This is a genomic window from Streptomyces rubellomurinus, from assembly GCF_000961885.1.
Lineage (GTDB): Bacteria > Actinomycetota > Actinomycetes > Streptomycetales > Streptomycetaceae > Kitasatospora > Kitasatospora rubellomurina.
Map to the genome: position 1 here is coordinate 148,043 of NZ_JZKH01000002.1, position 23,156 is coordinate 171,198.

Below are 23,156 nucleotides of genomic sequence, written 5' to 3' on the forward strand. Positions count from 1 at the left end.
TCCTGCGTGGGCCGGACAGGTCACCCGATCAGCTGGGAGAGGACCACGGAGGAGCGGCTGCGCTGCACGCCGGGCTCGCGCCGGATGCGCTCGATGACGGCTTCCAGGTGGCGCATGTCGGCCGCCCGCAGGTGCACCAGGGCGTCCGGGTCGCCGGTGACCGTCCAGGCGGCGACGACCTCGGGGAACTGGCGCAGGCTGGCCAGGATCTCCTCGGGGGCGGTGCGCTCGCGGCAGTAGACCTCGACGAAGGCCTCGGTCTGCCAGCCGAGCACGGCCGGGTCGAGCACCACGGTGAAGCCCCGGACCACGCCGCGGGCGCGCAGCCGGTCGATCCGGCGGCGCACGGCGGTGGCGGAGAGGTTCACCTGCAGGCCGATCTCGGCGTACGAGGCGCGGCCGTCGCTGCCGAGCCGGGCGAGCAGGAGCCGGTCGGTCTCGTCCAGGTCGGCCCCGACCACCTCGTGCGCTCGGCTGCTGGTCATCGGTGCGGGGCTCCACGGGTCGTGCGGGGGGTCGGCGGGGCGTCGCGGCTGCGGGCGGCACTGCCGAAACGGTTCGCCACCCATTCTGGCGGATGCCAGGAGCGAGTCCACCGCTGGCAGATGACGGTCGGGCGACGTCCGGCTCACCGGTCGGACGGAACCGGGACGGGACACGGGGACGAGAGCGGTTCTCGTCACATCGACAGGATGGCCATCGTCACTCTGACGCTAAGCGGTTAGAATAGATAGCGTCAGTTAGACGAAAAGGCCCCACCGCTAGATCGGCCGCACAGAAGGGCACCCGCCCGTGACCACCACCATCACCGAGCCCCACGGCGTAGACCCCACCCCGACGCCGCTCGCCCTGCTCCTGCTCGGCCGGGAGGCCGACCCGAACAGCGAGCGCGGCGTCGAGTGCCCCGGTGACCTCCCCCCGGCCTCGGACCCGAACCTCGTCGAGCGCGCCCGGGCGGCCAAGGCCGCGCTCGGCGAGCGCGTCTTCGTCCTCGGCCACCACTACCAGCGCGACGAGGTGATCGAGTTCGCCGACGTCACCGGCGACTCCTTCAAGCTCGCGCGCGACGCGGCGGCCCGCCCCGAGGCCGAGTTCATCGTCTTCTGCGGCGTGCACTTCATGGCCGAGTCCGCGGACATCCTCACCAGCGAGAAGCAGCAGGTCGTCCTGCCGGACCTCGCGGCCGGCTGCTCGATGGCCGACATGGCCACCGCCGAGCAGGTCGCCGAGTGCTGGGACGTGCTGACCGACGCCGGCATAGCCGACGTCACCGTCCCGGTCTCGTACATGAACTCCTCCGCCGACATCAAGGCCTTCACCGGCCGGCACGGCGGCACCATCTGCACCTCCTCCAACGCCCAGCGCGCCCTGGAGTGGGCGTTCGAGCAGGGCCAGAAGGTGCTCTTCCTGCCCGACCAGCACCTCGGCCGCAACACCGCCGTGCGCGACCTGGGCCTCTCGCTCGACGACTGCGTGGTCTACAACCCGCACAAGCCGGGCGGCGGCCTGACCGCCGAGCAGCTGCGGGACGCCAAGATGATCCTCTGGCGCGGCCACTGCTCGGTGCACGGCCGGTTCAGCCTGGACTCGGTGAACGACGTCCGCGAGCGCATCCCCGGCGTGACCGTCCTGGTGCACCCCGAGTGCAAGCACGAGGTCGTCGCGGCCGCCGACATGGTGGGCTCGACCGAGTACATCATCAAGGCCCTCGACGCCGCCGAGCCCGGCTCCAAGTGGGCCATCGGCACCGAGCTGAACCTCGTCCGCCGCCTGGCCAAGGCGCACCCGGACAAGGAGATCGTCTTCCTCGACCGCACGGTCTGCTTCTGCTCGACCATGAACCGGATCGACCTGCCGCACCTGGTCTGGGCGCTGGAGTCGCTGGTCGAGGGCCGGGTGCCGAACGTGATCACCGTCGACCCGGAGACCGAGAAGTACGCCAAGGCGGCGCTGGACCGGATGCTCGCCCTGCCGTAGGCGCGAACGCCCGGAGGCCGAGCGGGCGAACGGGCGAGCAACGGCGAACGGGCGGGCCCCCTCCGCGTGGGAGGGGGCCCGCCCGTTCGTCTGGCAGCGAGCCTGGGTGCTACTCCGGGAAGCCCGGGATCACACCCTCTCCGTCGGCCATCAGCAGCTCGCGGACCTCTTCGATGGTCGCGTCCGCGCTCGGCAGGATCAGCTCGGACGGCTCCAGCGAATCCAGCGGCACCGGGGTGCCGTACTGCTTCACCGCGCCCAGCAGCTTGCCGTAGGCCTGCCGGAACAGCTCCTCGTCGCCCGACTCCACCGCCGTGACGAGGTCGGCGTCGAGCTGGTTGAGCAGGTTGAGGTGGTCCTCCCCCACCTCGAACTGCCCCTCGCCCATGACCCTCATGATCATGCCGTGCGTCTCCCTGGTCCGTGGGGTGGGGCTCAGCCCTTGTTGTAGTTGATCCGCGGGGTGTCCTGCGGGTGCGCGTCCTGCGGCGCCTGCTGGGGCTTGCCCTGCTCGATCGCGGCCGGGCCGGAGGACGGGCCGCCGCCCAGCTCGGCCTTCATCCGGGCCAGCTCCAGCTCGACGTCGGAGCCGCCGGCGACGCGCTCCAGCTCCGCCTCGATGTCGTCCTTGCGGCCGAGACCGCTGGCGTCGTCGAGCGCGCCGGAGGCCAGCAGCTCGTCGATCGCGCCCGCCCGGGCCTGCATCTGGGCGGTCTTGTCCTCGGCCCGCTGGATGGCCAGGCCGACGTCGCCCATCTCCTCGGAGATGCCCGAGAAGGACTCGGCGATCCGGGTCTGTGCCTGGGCGGCCGTGTAGGTCGCCTTGATGGTCTCCTTCTTGGTGCGGAAGGCGTCCACCTTGGCCTGCAGCCGCTGGGAGGCGAGCGTGAGCTTCTCCTCCTCGGCCTGCAGCTGCTGGTACTGCGTCTCCAGGTCGTTGATCTGGGACTGCATGTTGGCCTTGCGGGTCAACGCCTCGCGGGCCAGGTCCTCACGGCCGAGGGAGAGCGCCTTGCGGCCCTGGTCCTCGTACTTCGCCGACTGCTGCTGGAGCTGGGTCAGCTGGAGTTCCAGGCGCTTGCGCGAGGTCGCGACGTCCGCGACGCCACGCCGTACCTTCTGCAGCAGCTCGAGCTGCTTCTGGTAGGAGTAGTCGAGCGTCTCACGCGGGTCTTCCGCCCGGTCCAAGGCCTTGTTCGCCTTGGAGCGGAAGATCAGCCCCATACGCTTCATGATTCCGTCGCTCATGGGCCTCGGGTGCCCCCTTCTCCGGCCTGCGGTATTAAATCTCGTTACCAGACACGACGAGTGTATGTGCAGCGAGCCCGTCGCCGCAGTGCACCTGCCTGCAACAAGACTGCTACAGGCATCGACGGCAGTTCCTCATCCCCCGGGTGGATCTGCCGCTCATCCCCCCCATCGTCCATCCGACTGATCCCCTACGGGAAGGGGCCGGGAAACCCCGCCGCGGCCGCGGAGCCGGATATCGATACGGGTTCGGATCCGAGGGGACCGGTGGAAGCTCCTCCGCACCCCGTACGCTGGTGTTGTGTTCCGACGCCGTTCAGATGATGCCGCCGCCTCCTCCTCCGTGCTGGAGAAGCAGGACGAGACGCCGCAGTCCCGCCACCCGGAGGCCAAGAAGGGCCGCCCCACCCCCAAGCGCAGCGAGGCCGAGGCCAGCCGCCGCACCCGGGTGACGGTGCCCAAGGACCGCAAGGAGGCCGCCAAGCAGGCCCGCGAGCGGATGCGCGTCGAGCGCGAGAAGCAGCGCCAGGCCCTGATGGACGGCGACGAGCGCCACCTGCCGGCCCGCGACAAGGGCCCGGTGCGCAAGTTCGCCCGCGACTACGTGGACGCCCGCTGGTCGCTCGCCGAGTTCTTCCTGCCGGCCGCCGTGGTCATCCTGGTGATGAGCATCATCAAGATCTCCAACGTGCAGCTGCTGTCCACGCTGCTGTTCCTGCTGTTCTTCGTGTTCGTGATCCTGGACTTCGTCCGCCTCGGCTTCGGCCTGCGCAAGCAGCTCGCCGAGCGCTTCCCGAACGAGAACACCCGCGGCGTGGTCGCCTACGGCATCATGCGCACCCTGCAGATGCGCCGCCTGCGCCTGCCCAAGCCGCAGGTGGGGCGCGGGGAGAAGCCCTGACCGCCGAACCGGTGGACTCCGGCTGGGCCCCGCCGCACTGGGAGGGGCCCGGCCTCTACGCCGTTCCCGGGCAGGGCGGCACGCTCCCCGGGCAGGGCGACGGCGGCCACGACCGGATCGGCCAGGAGCGCCGGCTGCCCTCCCGCAGCGGCTCCTTCGCCGGCGGCACCGGCGCCTGGCTGGAGCGGCTCGGCGGACTGCGCAACTTCGTCCGCCAGGAGCTGGTCGCCCGGCAGCTCGCCGAACAGCTGGCCGGACGGCACGCCCAGCGCGTCCTCGACATCGGCTGCGGCCAGGGCACCCAGGCGCTCCGGCTGGCCCGGGCCGGCCACTACGTCACCGGCATCGACTCCGATCCGGTCGCCCTCGGCGTCGCCCAGGGCGCGCTCGCCGAGGAGCCGCCCGAGGTGCGCGGCCGGCTGCAGCTGCTCAGCGGCGACGGCCACCAGTGCGGGCGCTGGTTCGGCCCGCGCAGCTTCGACGTGGTGCTCTGCCACGGCGTCCTGATGTACCTGCCCGACCCGGACCCGATGATCGCCTCGCTGGCCCGGCTGCTGGCTCCCGGCGGGCTGCTCTCGCTGCTGGTCCGCAACCGCGACGCGCTCGCGCTGCGGCCCGCCGCCGCCGGGGACTGGCGGGCCGCCCTGCACGCCTTCGAGAGCGACCGGTACTACAACCGGCTCGGGCTGGCCGCCCGCGCCGACCGGCTCGCCGACCTCACCGTCACCCTCTCCGAGGTGTCGGTGCCGCTGCGGCACTGGTACGGCGTCCGCGTCTTCACCGACAACGCGCCCGACGACGCCGCGCCGCCGGTGGACGGGCGGCAGCTGGCCCAGCTGCTCGAGGCCGAGGACCGGGCCGCCCGCACCGACCCGTACCGGCAGGTCGCGGCGCTGCTGCACGTGGTCGGAGCCAAATAGGGCTCAGGCCTCGTGCAGGCTCATCGAGTAGACGACCCGGTCGTCCTCCAGCAGCACGGCGTTGTCCACGCCGTCCTCCGCGAGCTGCTTCCAGGTCTCCCCGATCCAGGTCTCGGCGTCGCCCTGACCGGCGAACTCCTCCTGGCCGCCGGCCGGCGCCACCACACTGCCGTCCGCCTTCTCGTACCGCCACGTCCAGACCATGTCGGCTCCTTCGCCCCTGACGCCGCGTTGCCCTGTGCACTGCCGCGTGTGCTGCGCACCATAGCCTGCCCGCCCGGATCTTCCGTATGCCTGGTCGGGCAGGATGGACGCCATGGCGACGCATCTCCCGCTCCCCCGCACGCTGCTGCTCGGCGGCGCCCGGTCCGGCAAGTCCACCCGCGCCGAGCAGCTGCTGGCCGAGCACCCCGACGTCCTGTACGTGGCCACCGGCGGCACCCGGGACGGCGACGCCGAGTGGGCCCAGCGGGTCGCCCTGCACCGGGAGCGGCGGCCGGCGAGCTGGCGCACCGCGGAGACCTGCGAGCTGGAGGCCGTCCTCGCCGACACCGCCGACCCGGCGCCGGTGCTGGTCGACTGCCTGGCTCTGTGGCTCACCGCCGTCATGGACGAGTGCGGCGCCTGGGACGACGGGGTGTGGGCGGACGGCGGCGAGGCGGCGGTGCAGCGGCGCTGCGAGTCGCTGGCCCGGGCCTGGGCGGCCACCGGGCGCACGGTGGTGGCGGTCAGCAACGAGGTCGGCATGGGCGTCGTCCCGGCGACCGCCGCCGGGCGGCGCTTCCGGGACACCCTGGGCCGGCTCAACATGGCCGTCGCGGACGCCTCGGAGCGCGTGCTGCTGGTCGTCGCGGGGCAGGTTCTGACGGTCAAGCCGAGCCCGAATACCTGTGGCGTGTAGCCTTCCGACCGATGGACACGACCGTGGATCTCGATACGTTCTCCTCGCTCGTCGAGCGCCCCGACGAGAGCGCCCGGCGGGCCGCCGACGAACGCTGGCAGGCGGCCGACCGGCCGCGCGGCGGGCTCGGGAAGCTGGAGGAGCTGGGCAGCTGGCTGTCGTCCGTGCAGGGGCGCTCCCCGGTGCGGCCGGTGACGGCCCCCAAGGTGGTGCTGTTCGCCGGTGACCACGGCGTGGCATCGCTCGGGGTCTCCCGGCTGCCCGCCGAGGGCGGCACCGCGGCACGGGTGCGGGCGGTGCTGGACGGCAGCGCGCCGGTCGCCCGGCTGGCCGCGCGCTACGGCGCCGAGGTGCGGGTGGTCGACGTCGCGGTCGACGCCGACCCCGCCGACTTCCCGGAGGAGGTGACCGCGCACCGCGTCCGCCGCGGCTCCGGCCGGATCGACGTCGAGGACGCGCTCACCCCCGCGGAGACCGTCCGGGCGTTCCGGGCCGGCATGGCCGTCGCCGACGAGGAGGCCGACGCCGGCACCGACCTGGTGCTGCTCGGCGACCTCGGGGTCGGCTCCACCACGGTGGCCGGCGTGCTGGTCGGCGCGCTGTGCGGGACGGACGCGGCCGCGGTGTGCGGGCGCGGCTCCGGCATCGACGACCGGGTGTGGATGGTCAAGTGCGCCACCATCCGCGACGCGCTGCGGCGGGCCCGTCCGGTGCTCGGCGACCAGCTGGCGCTGCTCGGCACCACCGGCGGCGCCGACTTCGCCGCCATCACCGGCTTCCTGCTGCAGGCCGCCGCCCGCCGCCTGCCGGTGGTGCTGGACGGCGTCGTCTCGGCCGCCTGCGCGCTGGTCGCCCAGCGGATCGCCTTCCGGGCGCCGGAGTGGTGGCGGGCCGGGCAGCCCAGCGGTGAGCCCGCGCAGGCCAAGGCGTACGACCGGCTGACCCTGACCCCGCTGCAGGACCAGGGCATCACCATGGGCGAGGGCGTCGGCGCGCTGCTGGCGCTGCCGCTGCTGCAGGCCGCCGGGGACACCCTGGCGGACGAGGCGCCGGAGCCGTACGCGCCGCGGGCGCCGAAGGAGCCGAAGCCGCAGCCGCAACTGCCCTCCGCGGCGGACCTGCTCCGGCGGCTGTAGCCACGACCCACCCGACTGCCGCGCCATCGGCCCGACTTCGGGAACGGGCTCCGGCCTTCCCCGCGCCCGCTCAGCGGGCGCGGGGTTTCTCGTTGCACACGTAGGAGGAGCAGGGCCGATGCCGGACGAGCGGGAACGGGCCGACTGGGCCGAGGGGTTGCGGTTCGCGTTCGGGACGCTGTCGGTGCTGCGGGTACGGGTCGACCGCTGGGACCGCGCGGCGGGCGCCCGGGCGATGGCGGCGGCGCCGCTGGTGGGGCTGGCGCTGGGCGCGATCGCGGCCGGCGCCGGGGCGTTCACCGCCTGGCGGGCCGGCGGACCGCTCGGCGCGGTGGCCGCGGTCGGCGTGCTCGCCGCGCTGACCCGGGGGCTGCACCTGGACGGCCTCGCGGACGTCGCGGACGGGCTGGGCAGCGGCAAGCCGGCCGAGGACGCCCTGCGGATCATGAAGCAGTCCGACATCGGACCGTTCGGCGTGCTGACCCTGCTCCTGGTGCTGCTGGCCCAGGTCGCCGCGCTGGCCGGGCAGTTCGGGCACTCGACGCTGCGCGGCGCGCTCGCCGTGCTGGCCTCGGCGGCCGCCGCCCGCTGCGCGCTCGCCTGGGGCTGCCTGCGGTCGGTGCCGGCCGCCCGGCCGGGCGGGCTCGGCGCGATGGTGGCGAGCACGGTGACCCCGGCCGCGGCGCTCGCCGCGACCGGCGGCACGGCCCTGGCCCTGGCGCTGCTCGGACTGTTCGACGGATGGTCAGCCCTGCGCCTGCCCGCGGCCGTTGCGCTCGGCGTCGGCGGTGCCCGACTGCTGCTCAGCCGGTGTGTCCGGCGCCTCGGCGGAATCACCGGGGACGTGCTCGGCGCGATGGCGGAGACGGCCGCGACGGGCACCCTGTTCGCCTTGGCGTTGCTCGGCTGACACCGGGCGGCGCGTGATCCCACCATGCGGACTACCATGCGTGGAGCACCGCAGCCCTGCACCGTGGCAGGTCCTGCCCGTCCGGCCCGTACCGCGGAGCCGGGGCCTCTGGTGTGCGCGGCCGCGACGGCGGACGCGCGCGCCAGGGGGCCCGGACCCGGAGGCGCGCCGGCGGACCGGCCTGCGACGGCGGGCTGCGCCGGTGCGGCAGCCTCGCCGCGACCGGCCGTGGACCGCGAAAGAACAGGACGCATTACGTGACTGCATTGTCTGTGAGCACCTCCTCCGCCGCCTCACTGCGCGCGGACGCCCTGGTGGTCGGTGTCGCCAAGGGCCCCAAGGGCATCGTGCTGGCCCCGGGCGCCGAGGCCGTGAACGAGGCGTTCGAGGGCAAGCTGGCCGAGGTCCTCGGCACCCTGGGCGCCACCGGCGCCGAGGGCGAGACCGTCAAGGTGCCCTCCGCCGCCGGCCTGAAGGCCGCGCTCGTGCTCGCGGTCGGCCTCGGCGAGGCCGCCGAGTCCGGTTACGAGCTGGAGGCGCTGCGCCGCGCCGCCGGTGTCGCCGCCCGCACCCTGGCCGGCACCAAGAAGGCCGCGCTGGCCCTGCCGGCCGAGTCCGCCGAGGAGATCGAGGCGCTGGCGCTGGGCGGTCTGCTCGGCTCGTACGCCTTCGGCGCCTACAAGGGCGAGGGCAACGGCAAGGAGCCGGTCGGCGAGCTGGTCCTGCTGACCGCCCGCAAGGGCAGCAAGGACGCCAAGGCGGCCGTCGAGCGCGCCACCGCGCTCGGCGAGGAGATGAACCGCGCCCGCGACCTGGTCAACACCGCGCCGAACGACCTGAACCCGAAGAGCTTCGCCGCGATCGCCCAGGCGGCCGGCAAGGAGCACGGCCTCAAGGTCGAGGTGCTGGACGAGAAGGCGCTGACCAAGGGCGGCTTCGGCGGCCTGCTGGGCGTCGGCACCGGCTCGGTCAACCCGCCGCGGCTGGTGAAGGTGGCCTACACCCACCCGAAGGCGAAGGCCACGCTGGCCTTCGTCGGCAAGGGCATCACCTACGACTCGGGCGGCATCTCGCTGAAGCCGGCCGGCCACAACGAGACCATGAAGTGCGACATGGCCGGCGCCGCCGCCGTGTTCGCCGCCGTGGTCGCCGCCAAGCGCCTGGGCCTGACCGTCAACGTGACCGCCTGGCTCGCGCTGGCCGAGAACATGCCGTCCGGCTCCGCCACCCGCCCCGGCGACGTGCTGCGGATGTACGGCGGCAAGACCGTCGAGGTGCTGAACACGGACGCCGAGGGCCGCCTGGTGCTGGCCGACGCGATCGTGAAGGCCGGCGAGGAGCAGCCGGACGTCATCGTCGACGTGGCGACCCTGACCGGCGCCATGGTGCTGGCCCTGGGCAACCGCACCTTCGGCGTGATGGCCAACGACGACGAGCTGCGCGACACCCTGCACGCCCTGGCGGGCGAGGTCGGCGAGCAGTCCTGGCCGATGCCGCTGCCGGCCGACCTGCGCAAGGGCATGACCGACTCGACCATCGCCGACCTGGCCAACATGGGCGAGCGGATGGGCGGCGGCCTGGTGGCCGGCCTGTTCCTGAAGGAGTTCGTGGCCGAGGGCATCGACTGGGCGCACCTGGACATCGCCGGCCCGGCGTTCCACGAGGGCGCGCCGTACGGCTACACCCCGAAGGGCGGCACCGCGAGCGCGGTGCGCACCCTGGTCCGCTTCGCCGAGCAGACGGCCGCCAACGGCAAGGCCTGATCCGGTAGCGCTCCACGACGGGGCCCGGCGCACTGCGCGCCGGGCCCCGTTTCGTGCTCTCCGGCGGGTTACCTGCGAGTAGGACGCGAATGTGGCGCGCACCCCTGTTCGCTGCGGGCGAAACTTTGTTCCACAGTGCGGAAGAGCCCCCGCCGGGCGGTGCGGAAGACGCCCGTCCGGCGGCTGTCAACACCGCGTTGAGCTGGGATGATGCCCTTCGCCAGGGGGTGTCACCGCCCCGGTGACCACTCTGTGGGACGCCTCCGGGGCAGACCCGGACATCAGCCACCGCGAACAAGTGCGAAGATGTATTTCCGGCACGACTGGGCGCCCCACAAAGGCTTCCGACCCACCGGACCGCGACCGGCCCGGCGACCCACCCCATTGCATGGAGGACGTGACGTGGCGAACGACGCCAGCACCGTTTTCGACGTAGTCATTCTCGGAGGCGGAAGCGGCGGTTACGCCGCGGCGCTCCGCGCCGCTCAGCTGGGTCTGAGCGTCGCCCTGGTCGAGAAGGGTGAGCTCGGCGGCACCTGCCTGCACCGCGGCTGCATCCCGACCAAGGCCCTGCTGCACGCCGCCGAGATCGCGGACGAGACGAAGGAGGCCGCCGAGTTCGGCGTGCTGGCCACCTTCCAGGGCATCGACATCAACGGCGTCCACAAGTACAAGGACGACGTCATCGCCGGCCTGTACAAGGGCCTGCAGGGCCTGGTGGCCTCGCGCAAGGTGACCTTCGTCCAGGGCGAGGGCAAGCTCTCCTCGCAGACCTCGGTGGACGTCAACGGCCAGCGCATCGAAGGCCGCCACATCGTCCTGGCCACCGGTTCGGTGCCGCGCTCGATCCCCGGCCTGGAGATCGACGGCAACCGCGTGATCTCCTCGGACCACGCCCTCAAGCTCGACCGGATCCCGAAGTCGGCCGTCATCCTGGGCGGCGGCGTCATCGGCGTCGAGTTCGCCTCGGTCTGGAAGTCCTTCGGCGTCGAGGTCACCATCGTCGAGGCGCTGCCGCACCTCGTCCCGCTGGAGGACGAGAACTCCTCCAAGCTGCTGGAGCGCGCGTTCCGCAAGCGCGGCATCAAGTTCGAGCTGAAGGCCCGCTTCTCCGGCGTCGAGTACACCGAGACCGGTGTCCGCGTCTCCACCGAGAACGGCAAGCAGATCGACGCCGACCTGCTGCTCGTCGCCATCGGCCGCGGCCCGGTCTCGGCCGGCCTCGGCTACGAGGAGAACGGCGTCGCGATGGACCGCGGCTACGTCCTGGTCGACGAGTACATGCGCACCAACGTGCCCACCATCTCGGCCGTCGGCGACCTCGCCCCGACCCTGCAGCTCGCCCACGTCGGCTTCGCCGAGGGCATCCTGGTCGCCGAGCGCCTGGCCGGCCTCAAGCCGATGCCGATCGACTACGACGGCGTCCCGCGCGTGACCTACTCCAACCCCGAGGTGGCCTCCGTGGGCATCTCCGAGGCCAAGGCCGTCGAGCTGTACGGCAAGGAGAAGGTCGTCACCCTGAAGTACAACCTGGCCGGCAACGGCAAGAGCAAGATCCTGAAGACCGCCGGCGAGATCAAGCTCGTCCAGGTCAAGGACGGCGCCGTGGTCGGCGTCCACATGGTCGGCGCCCGCATGGGCGAGCAGGTCGGCGAAGCCCAGCTGATCTACAACTGGGAGGCCCTCCCGGCCGAGGTCGCGCAGCTGATCCACGCGCACCCGACCCAGTCCGAGGCCCTGGGCGAGGCGCACCTGGCGCTGGCCGGCAAGCCGCTGCACGCGCACGACTGATCGCGCCCACCACCCCCCTTTTCCAGTACTTCCCGTACGCAAGACTTGATAGGAGTCGCTGAAACCATGGCGGTCTCAGTAACACTGCCCGCGCTGGGCGAGAGCGTTTCCGAGGGCACCGTCACCCGCTGGCTGAAGGCCGAGGGTGAGCGTGTCGAGGTCGACGAGCCGCTGCTCGAGGTCTCGACCGACAAGGTCGACACCGAGATCCCGGCCCCGGCTTCCGGCATCCTGGCCTCGATCAAGGTCGGCGAGGACGAGACCGTCGAGGTCGGCGCCGAGCTGGCGATCATCGACGACGGCTCCGGTGCTCCGGTCGCCGCTGCCGCCCCGGCCGCCGAGGCCGCGCCCGCCGCCGCCCCGGCTGCCCCGGTCGCCGCTCCGGCTCCGGTCGCCGAGGCCCCGGCTGCCGCTCCGGCCGCCGCCGCTCCGGCCGCCCCGGCCGGCGACGCCACCCCGGTGCTGCTGCCCGCGCTGGGCGAGTCGGTCACCGAGGGCACCGTCACCCGCTGGCTGAAGGCCGAGGGTGAGACGGTCGAGGTCGACGAGCCGCTGCTCGAGGTCTCCACCGACAAGGTCGACACCGAGATCCCGTCGCCGGTCGCCGGTACGCTGGTGAAGATCCTGGTCGGCGAGGACGAGACCGCCGAGGTCGGCGCCCAGCTCGCGCTGATCGGTGCCGCCGGTGCCGTCGCCGCCGCCCCGGCCCCGGCTGCCGCCCCGGCTCCGGCCGCTGCCCCGGCCCCCGTTGCCGCTCCGGCTCCGGCCGCTGCCCCGGCCCCCGTTGCCGCTCCGGCTCCGGTCGCCGCCGCCCCGGCCGCCCCGGTCGCCGCTCCGGCTCCGGCTCCGGCTCCGGTCGCTGCCCCGGCTCCCGTTGCCGCTCCGGCTCCGGTCGCCCCGGCCGCCCCGGTGGCCGACGCCGGTGACGCCTACGTCACCCCGCTGGTGCGCAAGCTCGCCGCCGAGCACGGCGTGGAGCTGTCCTCCGTCGCCGGCACCGGCGTCGGCGGCCGCATCCGCAAGCAGGACGTCATCGCCGCCGCGGAGGCCGCCAAGGCCGCCCCGGCCCCGGTCGCCGCTGCCGCCCCGGCCGCCGCGCCGAAGGCCGCCGCCGCGCCGTCCGCCCTGCGCGGCCAGACGGTCAAGATGACCCGCATGCGCAAGGTCATCGGCGACAACATGATGAAGGCCCTGCACGAGCAGGCCCAGCTGACCAGCGTGGTCGAGGTGGACGTCACCAAGATCATGTCGCTGCGCGGCAAGGCCAAGGACTCCTTCCTCGCCCGCGAGGGCGTCAAGCTGTCCCCGATGCCGTTCTTCGTCAAGGCCGCCGCCCAGGCGCTGAAGGCCCACGCGGTCATCAACGCCCGGATCAACGAGGCCGAGGGCACCATCACCTACTTCGACACCGAGAACATCGGTATCGCGGTGGACTCGGAGAAGGGTCTGATGACCCCGGTCATCAAGGGTGCGGGCGACCTCAACATCGCCGGCATCTCGAAGAAGACCGCCGAGCTGGCCGACAAGGTCCGCGGCAACAAGATCACCCCGGACGAGCTGTCCGGCGCCACCTTCACCATCAGCAACACCGGCTCGCGCGGTGCGCTGTTCGACACCGTGATCGTGCCGCCGAACCAGGTCGCCATCCTGGGCATCGGCGCCACCGTGAAGCGCCCGGTCGTCATCGAGGCCGACGGCGGCACCGCCATCGGCATCCGCGACATGACCTACCTGTCGCTCTCCTACGACCACCGCCTGGTGGACGGCGCCGACGCCGCCCGCTACCTGGTCGCGGTCAAGGAGATCCTGGAGGCCGGCGAGTTCGAGGTCGAGCTCGGCCTGTAAGGCCCATTGGCCGTCGAACACGACGGCCGTGCGGAGCCCCGTGTCGTCCCGGGACGACACGGGGCTCCGCCGTTCCCGGGCATCCGCCCGGGTCGTGGCATGCGCGGAGACCGACGAACGGGGATGCTGGAGCGGTGATGGACGAGACGGACTTCTGGCAGATCATCGACGAGACCCGGGACGGCGCCGACGGCGATCCCGACGAGCAGGCCGACCTGCTGGTGGAACGGCTCGTGCAGCTCACTCCGGACGATGTGATCGACTTCGCCCGGCTGTTCGAGGCCCGGTTCCAGCGCGCCTACCGGAACGACCTGTGGGGCGCCGCCCACCTGCTGCTGGACGGCGCGTCCGAGGAGGTCTTCGACGTCTTCCGCTGCTGGCTGATCGGCCAGGGCCGGGAGGTCTTCGAGGGCGGGCTGGCCGAGCCGGACGACCTGGCGGACCTGCTGCCCGAGTTCGACGAGGAGGAGGACGGCGAGGCCGAGGACCTCGGCTACGCCGCCGACGAGGCGTACGAGCGGCTCACCGGCCTGCCGCTGCCCGAGGTGGGCGGGCAGCAGCCGGCCCGGCCGTCCGGGCCCGCGCTGGACTTCGAGGACCCGGACGTGATGGCGAAGCGCTTCCCCAAGCTGTGGGAGCGCTACGGGTACTGAGCCGGGGCGTCGACGCGTCAGGTGGCGCTGCCGGAGCCGTCCTTGGTGACGCCCTTGAGGATCTGGTCGAGCACCGACGGGTCCGGCGCCTGCGGGTCGTCGTCCACGCCGCCCTCGAAGACCACGTAGCCGCCGCCCTTGGCCTGGACGGCGGCCAGCAGCACGTAGCCCTGGGTGCCGTCCGAGGTCCGGACGTGCCAGCGGACGGCGTAGCCGCGCACGCCGGCGACGCTGACGTTGTCGGAGCCGGCGTCGGTGTGCGAGGTGATCCCGGTGAAGATCTGCTCGGCGTAGGCGGGCATCGCGGCGTCGGCGGCGGCCTTGGCCGAGGAGCCCTGGATGACGTCCTTCTCGACCGAGAACTGGCCGCGGATGCAGGCCCCGCCGGTCGGGCAGGTGTACCTGCCGGTGCCGAGGTAGACGGTGGAGTGCGGGGAGTCGGAGTTCGCGTCCCAGCCGTCGTAGACCGGGATGGTGATCGAGTGCTGCGGGTCCGGGACCGTGGACTTGAGCGCGGGTGCCGGCTTGGGCGGGCTCGGCTTCGGCGTCGGCGTCGGCGTCGGTTTCGGCGCCGGGCCGGGGCCGGGGTCGGTGCTCTGGGTGGTAGCCGTGGGGTTCGGGGTCGGGTCCGCCCGGGTGTCGTCGCCGCCGCCGCTGAGCGCGAGGCCGGCGATGATCCCGCCGACGGCGAGCACGGCGACGGAGATGGCGACGATCACGCCCGGCTTGGTCCGGCCGGGGCGCTGCTGCTGCGGGTGGCCCGGGCCGGGGTAGCCGTAGCCGGCGCCCTGGAGCTCCTGGCCCGGGTAGCCGTAGCCGTCCTGGCCCGGGTAGCCGTAGCCGTCCTGGCCGGGGTAGCCGTAGCCGTCCTGGCCCGGGTAGCCGTAGCCGGGGGCCGGGGCCGGGGCGCCGCCCGGGTAGCCGTAGCCGGGCTGTTGGGGGGTGCCGTAGCCGTAGCCGGGCTGTGGGGAGGGCGGCTGCCAGCCCTGGGTCGGGGCGTCCGCGAGCCGGGCGGCGCCGTCCGGGAGCGGGCGGGTCTCGCCGGTCCAGGCGTTGCCGTCCCACCAGCGCTCCAGACCGGGGGTGCCGTCCGCACCGGGGACCGGGTACCACCCGGGAGGCGTCGAGTTGCTCACGGGCGTACGGTACCCGGCCCGGTGCGCCGCAGACAGCGCGGTTGAGTCACAACTCTGCACCACCGCGGCCGCGTCACTGACTGACCGTCAGGCGGTGCCGGGCGGGCGGCTCTCAGCCGCTCAGGCGGCGGGCCATCCAGATGTCGTCCACGTAGCTGCCGTCGATCAGGAACTCCTCGGCGAGCGAGCCCTCGACGACGAAGCCGCAGCTCTCGTAGAGCCGGCGGGCCGGGGCGTTCCAGCCGAGCACCCGCAGGCTCAGCTTGCGGGCGCCCTCGGCGCGCGCCGCCGCGCAGGCCGCCTCGACCAGGCGGCGGCCGAGGCCCCGGCCGCGCACCTCGGCGTCCACGGCCAGGCCCTGGATCTGGCGGACGTGCCCGTTGCTGGCCAACGGCGTCGCCGGGACCTGGCGGACGTAGCCGACGATCCGGCCGGCCAGGACGGCGAGCAGGTACTGCTCGGGCAGGTGGCGCTCGTCGAAGACGGTGTCCGTCTCGCGCGGTGCCGGGGAGACGTCGGAGAGGGTGGACCAGGCGGCGCGGTCGAGGGCGGCGAGCTCGCGCTCGTCCTCGGGCCGGGCGGGTCGGATGATCAGATCGTCGTCGGGCATGGGCGTCACCCTATTCAGGCGCGTGCGGACGTCGTACTGGTTTAAGGACTGCGAGGATGGGCCCATGCGCATCGCTGTCACGGGCTCCACGGGATTGATCGGTTCGGCACTGGTCCGCTCGCTGCTGGCGGACGGTCACGAGGTGGTGCGGCTGGTCCGCCGCCGCTCCCGGACCGGGCCGCAACCGGACGGCAGCACCGCGATCGGCTGGAACCCGCTGCTCGGCCAGGTCGAGCGGGACGGGCTGGCCGGGGTCGAGGCGGTGGTGCACCTGGCCGGCGCCGGGGTCGGCGACCGCCGCTGGACGGAGCGGTACAAGCGCGAGATCCGGGAGAGCCGGGTCTACGGCACCGAGACGCTGGCCGTCGCGCTGGCCGAGCTGAAGGAGCCGCCGCGCGTCCTGGTCAGCGCCTCGGCGGTCGGCTGGTACGGGCAGACGGGCGCCCGGGTCATCGACGAGGACTCCCCGGCCGGCGACGACTTCCTTGCCGAGGTCTGCGTGGAGTGGGAGGCCGCGGCGCGACCGGCCGAGCGGGCCGGCATCCGGGTCGTCCACCCGCGCACCGGGATGGTGCTGTCCGCGGCCGGCGGCGCCGGCCAGCGGCTGTTCCCGCTGTTCAAGCTGGGCCTGGGCGGGCGGCTCGGCGACGGGCAGCAGTACTGGAGCCTGATCTCGCTGGCCGACGAGGTCGCCGCGCTGCGGTTCCTGATCGACCGGGAGGACCTCTCCGGCGCCTTCAACCTCGCCGCGCCGGAGCCGGCCACCAACGCCGAGCTGACCGCGGCGCTCGGCCGGGCGCTCGGGCGGCCGACACCGTTCCCGGTGCCGGAGGCGGTGCTCAAGGCGGTGCTCGGGGAGCTGGCGGTCGAGGTGGTCGGCAGCCACCGGGTGGTGCCGCGGCGGCTGTTGGACGCGGGGTTCCGGTTCGAGCACCCGGACGTGGACGCCGTGGTGCGGGCGGCGCTCTGACGGGCGCTCGGCGCCGAGGGGGCGCGCCTCGGCGGGGGCGCTCCCCGGCGCTCCCGGGGCCGTCGCTCGAACCGGGGGGGCGCCCTTCCGCCGACGCGCGCCGGGTGGGGCGCGTCGGACGGCTGCGCACGCCGGCTGCCGGTGGGTCGGACGAGTACGTCCGGTGCGGCGTTCGCCCTGGCCAGGGGCATATGCCGAGCCTGGCGGGTGGACGGCGGGCGGGGCTCCGGGAGGGGGCGCACGGGAGCACACGGCGGGCGCGTTGCACGCCCCCGGTGACCGTGCGCGCCCGCCGACCCGGGCAGGCGGCCGCCACGGCGCACTGTCCGTGACCGCGCCCCCGGCCGGTGTCGCGCAACCCCTCCCGGCCCGCGGATCCGGCCCGGTGTGCCTGTCTGACGCTCACATCGACTGGGCATCACATCGTCGGACCGTGCCCGGCACCTCGCCGCCCGCGTCGGCCGGAGCCCCGGAACCCCTTGGGAGGGAGCACGCCAGTGCCCACGTACGACTTCACCCGCCGCGCCCGCCGACCGTCCGACCCGGACGTCGTCGTGGTCGGTGCCGGACTCGCGGGCCTGGCCGCCGCCCGCGTGCTCGCCGGCCACGGCCTCGCCGTCCAGGTCCTGGAGGCCACCGACCGGATCGGCGGTCGGATGGCCACCCGCGAACTGGACGGATTCCGGCTCGACGACGGCAGCCACCTGCTCAACACCGCCTATCCGGAACCGCGCCGGGCGCTCGACCTCGACCGCCTCGAACTGCGCCCGCTCGCGCCCGGCGTGCTCGTGCACAGCGCCGGCCGCCGCTACCGCACCGGCGACCCGCAGCTCACCACCGCCCGGCAGGCCGCCACCCGCGCCCCGCTCGGCAGTCCGCTCGACAAGGCCCGGCTCGGCAGCTGGCTCGGCCGCCTCGCCGCCACCCCGGCCGCCCGGCTGCAGTCCCGCCCGGAGACCACCGCCGCCCGCGCCCTGGCCGGCCACGGGCTCGCCCCGCGCACCGTCGACGGCTTCCTGCGCCCCCTGCTCAGCGCCCTGCTCGGCGATCCGGCGCTCGGCACCAGCAGCCGGATCGCCGACCTGGTGCTGCGCTCCTACGCGCGCGGACGGCTCTGTCTGCCCGCCGGCGGGATCGCGGCCGTACCGGCCCAGGTGGCCGAGTCGCTGCCCGCCGGCACCGTGCGCACCGGGGTGCGGGTCACCTCGATCTCCGCCGACGGCGTCGAGACGGCCGCGCACGGGCGGATCGACGCCCAGGCCGTGGTCGTGGCCACCGACGCCCGCTCCGCCGCCGACCTGCTGCCCGGGCTGCGGCTGCCGGACTTCCACCCGGTCACGACCTTCTACCACGCGGCCGACCGCTCCCCGCTCGGCGAGGCCGTCCTGCTGCTGGACGGCGACCGGCCGGGCGGGCAGCCGCCGCTGGTCTCGCACTCGCTGGTGCTCAGCGAGCTGCACCCCTCGTACGCACCGGCCGGGCAGGCGCTGATCGCCACCACCGTGCTCGGCCGGCGCGCCTTCGACGCGGGCGGCCCGGCCGGGCTGGAACCGGCCGTCCGGGCGCGGCTCGCCGAGCTGTACGGCGCCTCGACGGCCGGCTGGCAGTTCCTGAGCGTGCGGCACCTCCCGGACGCGCTGCCCGCGATGCCGCCGCCGCACAACCTGCGGCGCCCGGTGCGGGTGCTGGCCGGCCTGTACGTCGCCGGGGACCACCGGGACACCAGCACCGTGCAGGGCGCGCTGGTGTCCGGGCGGCGGGCGGCGCTGGCGGCGCTGCGCGACCTGGGCCTCCCGGCGGGGGCCAGGGAGGCGGAGGCGGCGGCCTGACGGGCCGTCGCGTCGCCGGGAAGCGGCCGGGACGCGGCCGTGGACACGTGGGCCGGTCTGTCCGGGTGACGGGCCGGCCGCGTGCCAGGATGCCGTCATGACCGCCCTGACCGATCTGACCGATCCGACCGCTCTGACCGCTCTGACCGCTCATCGGACGATTCCGACGACCTCTGCGGGCTCCGCGCTCGTTCGACCGGCTCCCCGGCCGGCCGCGCGGTGAGCGCCTCCGCCCAGCCGGTCGCGCTGATCCTGATCCCCGCGGCGGCCGTGGCCGCACCGCTGCTCGCCGACCGGCTGCTGCGGTGGATCGCCGTGCCGACCGTCGTGTTCGAGATCGTGCTCGGCGTCCTGATCGGCCCGGACGTGCTGAACTGGGCCCGCGTCGACCCCCTGATCGACGCGCTCTCCCAGTTCGGCCTGGCCATGCTGATGTTCCTGGCCGGGTACGAGATCGACTTCGCCAAGCTGCGCGGCGGCCCGCTGAAGCGGGCGGGCGCCGCGTGGCTGGTCTCGCTGGCGGTCGCCCTCGGCGCGGGCGCGCTGCTCAACCGGGACCCGCTGGGCGGCGCCTTCGCCGGGCTCGCGCTCACCACCACCGCCCTCGGCACGATCCTGCCGATCCTCCGCGACTCCGGCGAACTGCCCACCCCCTTCGGCTCGTTGGTGATGGCCACCGGCGCGGTCGGCGAGTTCGGGCCGATCATCGCGATCGCCGTGCTGCTCAGCGGCAACTCCCCCGCCCGGACGGCCGTCATCCTCGGCGCCTTCGCCGTGATCACCGCCCTCGCCCTGCTCGGTGCCCGCCGGCCGCGCCCGGCCTGGGCGACCGGGCTGATCGAGCGCACGCTCCGCACGTCCGGCCAGTTCGCGATCCGGGCGGTGATCCTGGTGCTCGCCGCGATGGTCGCCGCCGCGCTCTGGCTCGACCTCGACATGCTGCTCGGCGCCTTCACCGCCGGGATCGTCTCCCGGCTGCTGCTCTCGGGCATCCGGCAGGCCGAGGAGGACGTGATCGAGGCCAAGCTGGAGAGCATCGGCTTCGGCTTCCTGGTGCCGGTCTTCTTCGTGGTCAGCGGGATGAACTTCGACCTGGACGCGCTGCTCGACGACCCGGGCACGCTGCTGCTCGTCCCGGTGTTCCTGGTCCTGCTGCTCGCCGTGCGCGGCGGACCGGCCGCGCTGCTCGCCCCGGCCGGGCTGGGGCGGCGGGACCGCGCGGCGCTCGGGCTGTACGGGGCGACGGCGCTGCCGCTGGTCGTGGTGATCACCACCATCGAGGTGGACGACGGGCACATGCCGTCCTCCACCGCGGCGGCGCTGGTCGGCGCCGGGATGCTGTCGGTGCTGGCGTTCCCGCTGGCGGCGCAGCGGGTGCGCGGCGCCGTCCGGGCGGTGGCGCCGGAGGAGGGGCAGCCGAGGGTGCGGGCCGAGAGCTGGTGATCCCGCTGTCGGCCCGGACCGTCGTGCCCGCTCGGATGCCGGCTCAGATCACCCCCGCCTGGCGGGCCGTCTCCTCGAAGGCGCGGGCCACCGGGCTGCCGCGGTAGGGGGTGAGGCGGCGGTGGAAGTCCCGGACGTACTCCAGCGAGCGCGCCGAGCGCATCTCCCCGGCCGCCCGCAGCGCGTCGGTGGCCATGGTGCAGGCCTCGTCGAGGTCGCCCATGCCGAGCCGGGCGGTGGCGAGCACCAGCCGGCAGAAGATCCGGCTGCGGGCGTAGGCGGGCGAGCGGAGCCGCAGCGACTTCTCGGCGTGTTGCGCGGAGGTGCGCCACTGCTGCAGGTCGCGGTAGCAGTGGGCGAACTCGTCGGAGAGCTGGGCCTCGTCGAAGTAGCGAGCCCACGCGGGCAGTTCGTCTCCCGTCCGGGCGGCGGCGAGGGAGCGCTCGGCGCGCACCAGGGCCGTCGTGCAGGAGCGGACGTCGCCCAGCAGGCCGTGCCCGCGCGCCTCGGCGGCGTGCATCAGCGCCTGGACGGTGGCCGGGACGGCGGTGCCCACGCCCTGCTGGGCGACCCGGGCGAGCTGGACGGCCTCCCGGCCGTGGCCGAGGTGGACGGCCTGCTGGCTCATCGTCACCAGGACGTAGCCGCCGAGCGCGCGGTCCCCCGCGGCCTGGGACAGGCGCAGCGCCTGGACGAAGTAGCGCTGGGCGAGGCCGTGCGCGGCGATGTCGAAGGACGTCCAGCCGGCCAGCCGGGTGAGGTCGGCGACCGCGCCGAACAGCGCCCGGCCGATCTGCTCGCCGTAGCGGCCGCGCAGCATCGGCTCGGCCTCGCTCTCCAGGTAGCGCACCAGCGCCTGGCGGGCGTGGCCGCCGCCGTAGGCGTGGTCGAGCGCGCGGAAGAGGTCGCCGACCGCGCGGATGGCGGCGATGTCGCCGCGGCCGACCCGCAGGGTGGGGCGGGCCTCGCGGGCCGGGTCGGAGTACGGCGGTTCGACGGCCGCGGGCGGGCGGCGGCTCTGGGTGGGGACGCGGCCGATGACGGCGGCGGTGCCGGTCACGGTGGGCGGCGGGGCGGCGGCGCCCGGGGTGTGGATGCGCGCCGGGCCCGTGGCCGGCCCGGCGGGGGCGCCGCCGCCCGGCTGGGCGCCGGACGGCGGGCCGGGTGCGGCGTCCGGGCGGGCCAGCGTGGAGCCGTCCCGGGCGACCCGCTCGTCGGTGCGGCCGATCAGCCAGTCCCGGCTGGGGACGACCAGGCCGGCCGGGGTGAAGGCGATCCGGCGCAGCTCGGACTGCGGGCCGTTGTCCTTGCGCCACATGCTCGCGACGATGTCCACCGCCTCCTGCGGCGTCTCGGCGAACTCCAGGCCGGCGTAGACCGGGGCGCAGGCGTCCAGGCCGAGGTCCTGGGCGGTCAGGCGGCGGCCGAGGCGGCGGGTGAACACCTCGGCGATCAGCGCCGGGGTGGCGCCGCGCGGCTGCTGGCCGCGCAGCCAGCGGGTGACCGAGGTCTTGTCGTAGCGCAGGTCGAGGCCGTGCTCCAGGCCGAGCTGGTCGACCCGGCGGGCGAGGCCGGCGTGCGAGAAGCCCGCCTCCTCGATCAGCGCGGCCAGCTGGCCGTTCTGCGGGGCGGGGCCGGAGTGCGTCTTCGCGGCGGCGGGGGCCGGCGCCGCGGCGGGCGCGTGCCGGTCGTCGGGGGTGGCCTGTACGGGCAGCCGCAGCTCGTCCGCGGCGCCGACCTCGGCGGTCCGCGGGTCGGCGGTCCGCGGGTCGGCGGCGAGGACGTCGGTGGTCAGGGCGTCGGCGGTCAGGGCGTCGGGGGCGTCCGGAAGGGCCCGGCCGACCGGACCTCGGTGCTGGCCGAGCGGGTCGAGCGGTCCGTACGCCGGGCGGTCGGTAGCAGGCCGTTGGGGCATGATCAGTCAACACCTCTCGGACGTCGCACCGGGCTTCACCAGCACTTCGGCGGGCCGGGGCGGCGCCCCCTGTCGGGAATCGGCGTGAATGTAGCGAGCATTCGGGCGCTATGGGCGGATCTGACCGAGCAATCCTCCGAACGGGTGAAGCAACCGCGCCCATCGTGGTGAAGCCAGGTCAGGAGGGGTTTGGCCGTCCGGGGGCGAACCGTCCACCGGGCTCCCCACGACCCGCATGGCGTCCGCCGCCACAGCCCGCCGGACCGCTGTGGCGGCCCGCCACATGGGAGCCGGGCCGCCGGATTCCTACCGTTCACCACCATGGACACCACTACAGCCCGCCCGCTCGACGGCCGTACGGCCCTGGTCACCGGCGCCGCCTCGGGCATCGGCCGGGCCTGCGCCGAGGCCCTCGCCGGGGCCGGCGCCCGGGTCTACGTCGTCGACCTCGCGGCCGACCCGGCCCGGGACGTCGCCGAGCGGATCGGCGGGCACGCGATCGTCGCCGACCTCGCCGACCCGGCCGCCGTGGACGCCCTGCCGGACGACGCCGACATCGTCGTCAACAACGCGGGCCTGCAACACGTCGCGCCCGTGCACGAGTTCCCGCCCGAACGCTTCGCCCTGATCCAACGCGTCATGGTGGAGGCCCCGTTCCGCATCCTGCGCCGCACCCTGCCCCGCATGTACGAGCGGGGGTGGGGCCGCGTCGTCAACATCTCCTCGGTGCACGGCCTGCGCGCCAGCGCGTTCAAGTCCGCCTACGTGACGGCGAAGCACGCCCTGGAGGGCCTCAGCAAGACCGTCGCCCTGGAGGCCGCCCCGCACGGCGTCACCAGCAACTGCATCAACCCCGGCTACGTCCGCACCCCGCTGGTCGAGAACCAGATCGCCGCCCAGGCCCTCGCCCACGGCATCCCCGAGGGCGAGGTGGTGGACCGGATCCTGCTCGACCGCACCGCCCTCAAGCGCCTTATCGACCCCTCCGAGGTCGCCGCCCTCGCCCTCCACCTCTGCTCCCCCGCCGCCGCCTCCCTCACCGGCGCCAGCCTCGTCCTCGACGGCGGCTGGACGGCCGGCTGACGCCTCGCGCCCTTCGACTTCCGGCACCAAGCACCGCTCAGCCCGCGCCCCGGCCGTACGGGGGCGCGGGCCGTCTGCGCGGGCCCCCTCAGCGGGCCGATCAACGGACCGGGACGGGCAGGGAC

At 74.4% G+C, this 23,156-nt stretch carries 20 protein-coding genes and 1 pseudogene; 14 read left to right on the top strand and 7 right to left on the bottom strand.

Translation table 11 applies throughout. The annotated features are described in order from the left end of the window. Nucleotides 1-20: 20 nt before the first annotated feature. The gene (locus tag VM95_RS01955) at nt 21-485 is read right to left on the bottom strand and encodes an Lrp/AsnC family transcriptional regulator (RefSeq protein ID WP_045692189.1); all 465 of its coding nucleotides are present in this window, start codon (nt 483-485) and stop codon (nt 21-23) included. A 307-nt stretch (nt 486-792) separates the two neighbouring features. Here VM95_RS01955 and nadA point away from each other — a divergent pair, with 307 nt between their 5' ends. Next, on the top strand, nt 793-1,977 hold the full coding sequence (nadA, locus tag VM95_RS01960) for a quinolinate synthase NadA (RefSeq protein ID WP_045692190.1): 1,185 nt from the start codon (nt 793-795) through the stop codon (nt 1,975-1,977). Nucleotides 1,978-2,086: 109 nt separating this feature from the next. Here nadA and pspAA read toward each other — a convergent pair whose 3' ends face one another. After that, nucleotides 2,087-2,380: a PspA-associated protein PspAA gene (gene pspAA / locus VM95_RS01965; RefSeq protein WP_045692191.1), complete on the bottom strand. Its 294-nt coding sequence runs from the start codon at nt 2,378-2,380 to the stop codon at nt 2,087-2,089. Nucleotides 2,381-2,412: 32 nt separating this feature from the next. Beyond that, nucleotides 2,413-3,225 (bottom strand): PspA/IM30 family protein, encoded by an 813-nt coding sequence (locus tag VM95_RS01970; RefSeq protein ID WP_078859513.1) that lies wholly within the window; start codon nt 3,223-3,225, stop codon nt 2,413-2,415. Nucleotides 3,226-3,526: 301 nt separating this feature from the next. On the opposite strand from VM95_RS01970, the gene VM95_RS01975 reads away from it, so the two are divergent. Both VM95_RS01975 and VM95_RS01980 read left to right on the top strand, forming a co-directional pair. Next, nucleotides 3,527-4,126, top strand: coding sequence for a DUF3043 domain-containing protein (locus VM95_RS01975; RefSeq protein WP_063773433.1), 600 nt, complete (start codon nt 3,527-3,529; stop codon nt 4,124-4,126). A gap of 179 nt (nt 4,127-4,305) precedes the next feature. After that, nucleotides 4,306-5,046 (top strand): methyltransferase domain-containing protein, encoded by a 741-nt coding sequence (locus VM95_RS01980; protein WP_244178585.1) that lies wholly within the window; start codon nt 4,306-4,308, stop codon nt 5,044-5,046. Between the two features lie 3 nt (nt 5,047-5,049). Here VM95_RS01980 and VM95_RS01985 read toward each other — a convergent pair whose 3' ends face one another. Next, the gene (locus VM95_RS01985; protein WP_045692193.1) at nt 5,050-5,250 is read right to left on the bottom strand and encodes a hypothetical protein; all 201 of its coding nucleotides are present in this window, start codon (nt 5,248-5,250) and stop codon (nt 5,050-5,052) included. A gap of 136 nt (nt 5,251-5,386) precedes the next feature. Here VM95_RS01985 and cobU point away from each other — a divergent pair. The 7 genes and pseudogenes from cobU to VM95_RS02020 all read left to right on the top strand — a co-directional run. Further along, nucleotides 5,387-5,947, top strand: a pseudogene (gene cobU, locus VM95_RS01990) (bifunctional adenosylcobinamide kinase/adenosylcobinamide-phosphate guanylyltransferase); the annotation flags it as partial. 11 nt (nt 5,948-5,958) lie between these two features. Further along, the gene (locus VM95_RS01995; RefSeq protein WP_045692194.1) at nt 5,959-7,083 is read left to right on the top strand and encodes a nicotinate-nucleotide--dimethylbenzimidazole phosphoribosyltransferase; all 1,125 of its coding nucleotides are present in this window, start codon (nt 5,959-5,961) and stop codon (nt 7,081-7,083) included. A 118-nt stretch (nt 7,084-7,201) separates the two neighbouring features. Next, nucleotides 7,202-7,993 (top strand): adenosylcobinamide-GDP ribazoletransferase, encoded by a 792-nt coding sequence (locus tag VM95_RS02000; RefSeq protein ID WP_045692195.1) that lies wholly within the window; start codon nt 7,202-7,204, stop codon nt 7,991-7,993. A 257-nt stretch (nt 7,994-8,250) separates the two neighbouring features. Next, a complete protein-coding gene (locus tag VM95_RS02005) occupies nt 8,251-9,756 on the top strand; it encodes a leucyl aminopeptidase (protein ID WP_045692196.1) in 1,506 nt (501 codons plus the stop codon). A gap of 402 nt (nt 9,757-10,158) precedes the next feature. Continuing rightward, nucleotides 10,159-11,547 (top strand): dihydrolipoyl dehydrogenase, encoded by a 1,389-nt coding sequence (gene lpdA, locus VM95_RS02010; RefSeq protein ID WP_045692197.1) that lies wholly within the window; start codon nt 10,159-10,161, stop codon nt 11,545-11,547. A gap of 66 nt (nt 11,548-11,613) precedes the next feature. Beyond that, a complete protein-coding gene (gene sucB / locus VM95_RS02015) occupies nt 11,614-13,392 on the top strand; it encodes a 2-oxoglutarate dehydrogenase, E2 component, dihydrolipoamide succinyltransferase (RefSeq protein ID WP_045692198.1) in 1,779 nt (592 codons plus the stop codon). A gap of 137 nt (nt 13,393-13,529) precedes the next feature. Next, nucleotides 13,530-14,045 carry a DUF4240 domain-containing protein gene (locus VM95_RS02020; RefSeq protein ID WP_045692199.1) on the top strand — a complete coding sequence of 172 codons (516 nt, stop codon included), beginning with the start codon at nt 13,530-13,532 and terminating at the stop codon, nt 14,043-14,045. Nucleotides 14,046-14,062: 17 nt separating this feature from the next. On the opposite strand, the gene VM95_RS02025 is transcribed toward VM95_RS02020, so the two are convergent. After that, nucleotides 14,063-15,181 (bottom strand): DUF2510 domain-containing protein, encoded by a 1,119-nt coding sequence (locus VM95_RS02025; RefSeq protein WP_045692200.1) that lies wholly within the window; start codon nt 15,179-15,181, stop codon nt 14,063-14,065. A 112-nt stretch (nt 15,182-15,293) separates the two neighbouring features. Then, the gene (locus VM95_RS02030; protein ID WP_045692201.1) at nt 15,294-15,791 is read right to left on the bottom strand and encodes a GNAT family N-acetyltransferase; all 498 of its coding nucleotides are present in this window, start codon (nt 15,789-15,791) and stop codon (nt 15,294-15,296) included. A gap of 64 nt (nt 15,792-15,855) precedes the next feature. On the opposite strand from VM95_RS02030, the gene VM95_RS02035 reads away from it, so the two are divergent. The 3 genes from VM95_RS02035 to VM95_RS02045 all read left to right on the top strand — a co-directional run bounded on the left by VM95_RS02035 (nt 15,856) and on the right by VM95_RS02045 (nt 20,033). Beyond that, nucleotides 15,856-16,761, top strand: a complete 906-nt coding sequence (locus VM95_RS02035) for a TIGR01777 family oxidoreductase (protein WP_045692202.1) — start codon at nt 15,856-15,858, stop codon at nt 16,759-16,761. 497 nt (nt 16,762-17,258) lie between these two features. After that, complete coding sequence (locus VM95_RS02040; RefSeq protein WP_045692203.1) at nt 17,259-18,590, top strand: NAD(P)/FAD-dependent oxidoreductase; 1,332 nt, start codon at nt 17,259-17,261, stop codon at nt 18,588-18,590. 219 nt (nt 18,591-18,809) lie between these two features. Further along, a complete protein-coding gene (locus VM95_RS02045) occupies nt 18,810-20,033 on the top strand; it encodes a cation:proton antiporter (protein ID WP_045692204.1) in 1,224 nt (407 codons plus the stop codon). Between the two features lie 43 nt (nt 20,034-20,076). Here the strand turns inward: VM95_RS02045 and VM95_RS02050 are convergent, their stop codons facing one another. Then, a complete protein-coding gene (locus tag VM95_RS02050; protein ID WP_244178577.1) occupies nt 20,077-21,948 on the bottom strand; it encodes an NsdA family TPR-like regulatory protein in 1,872 nt (623 codons plus the stop codon). A gap of 321 nt (nt 21,949-22,269) precedes the next feature. On the opposite strand from VM95_RS02050, the gene VM95_RS02055 reads away from it, so the two are divergent. After that, complete coding sequence (locus tag VM95_RS02055; RefSeq protein ID WP_045692205.1) at nt 22,270-23,031, top strand: 3-hydroxybutyrate dehydrogenase; 762 nt, start codon at nt 22,270-22,272, stop codon at nt 23,029-23,031. The last annotated feature ends 125 nt before the right edge of the window (nt 23,032-23,156 follow it).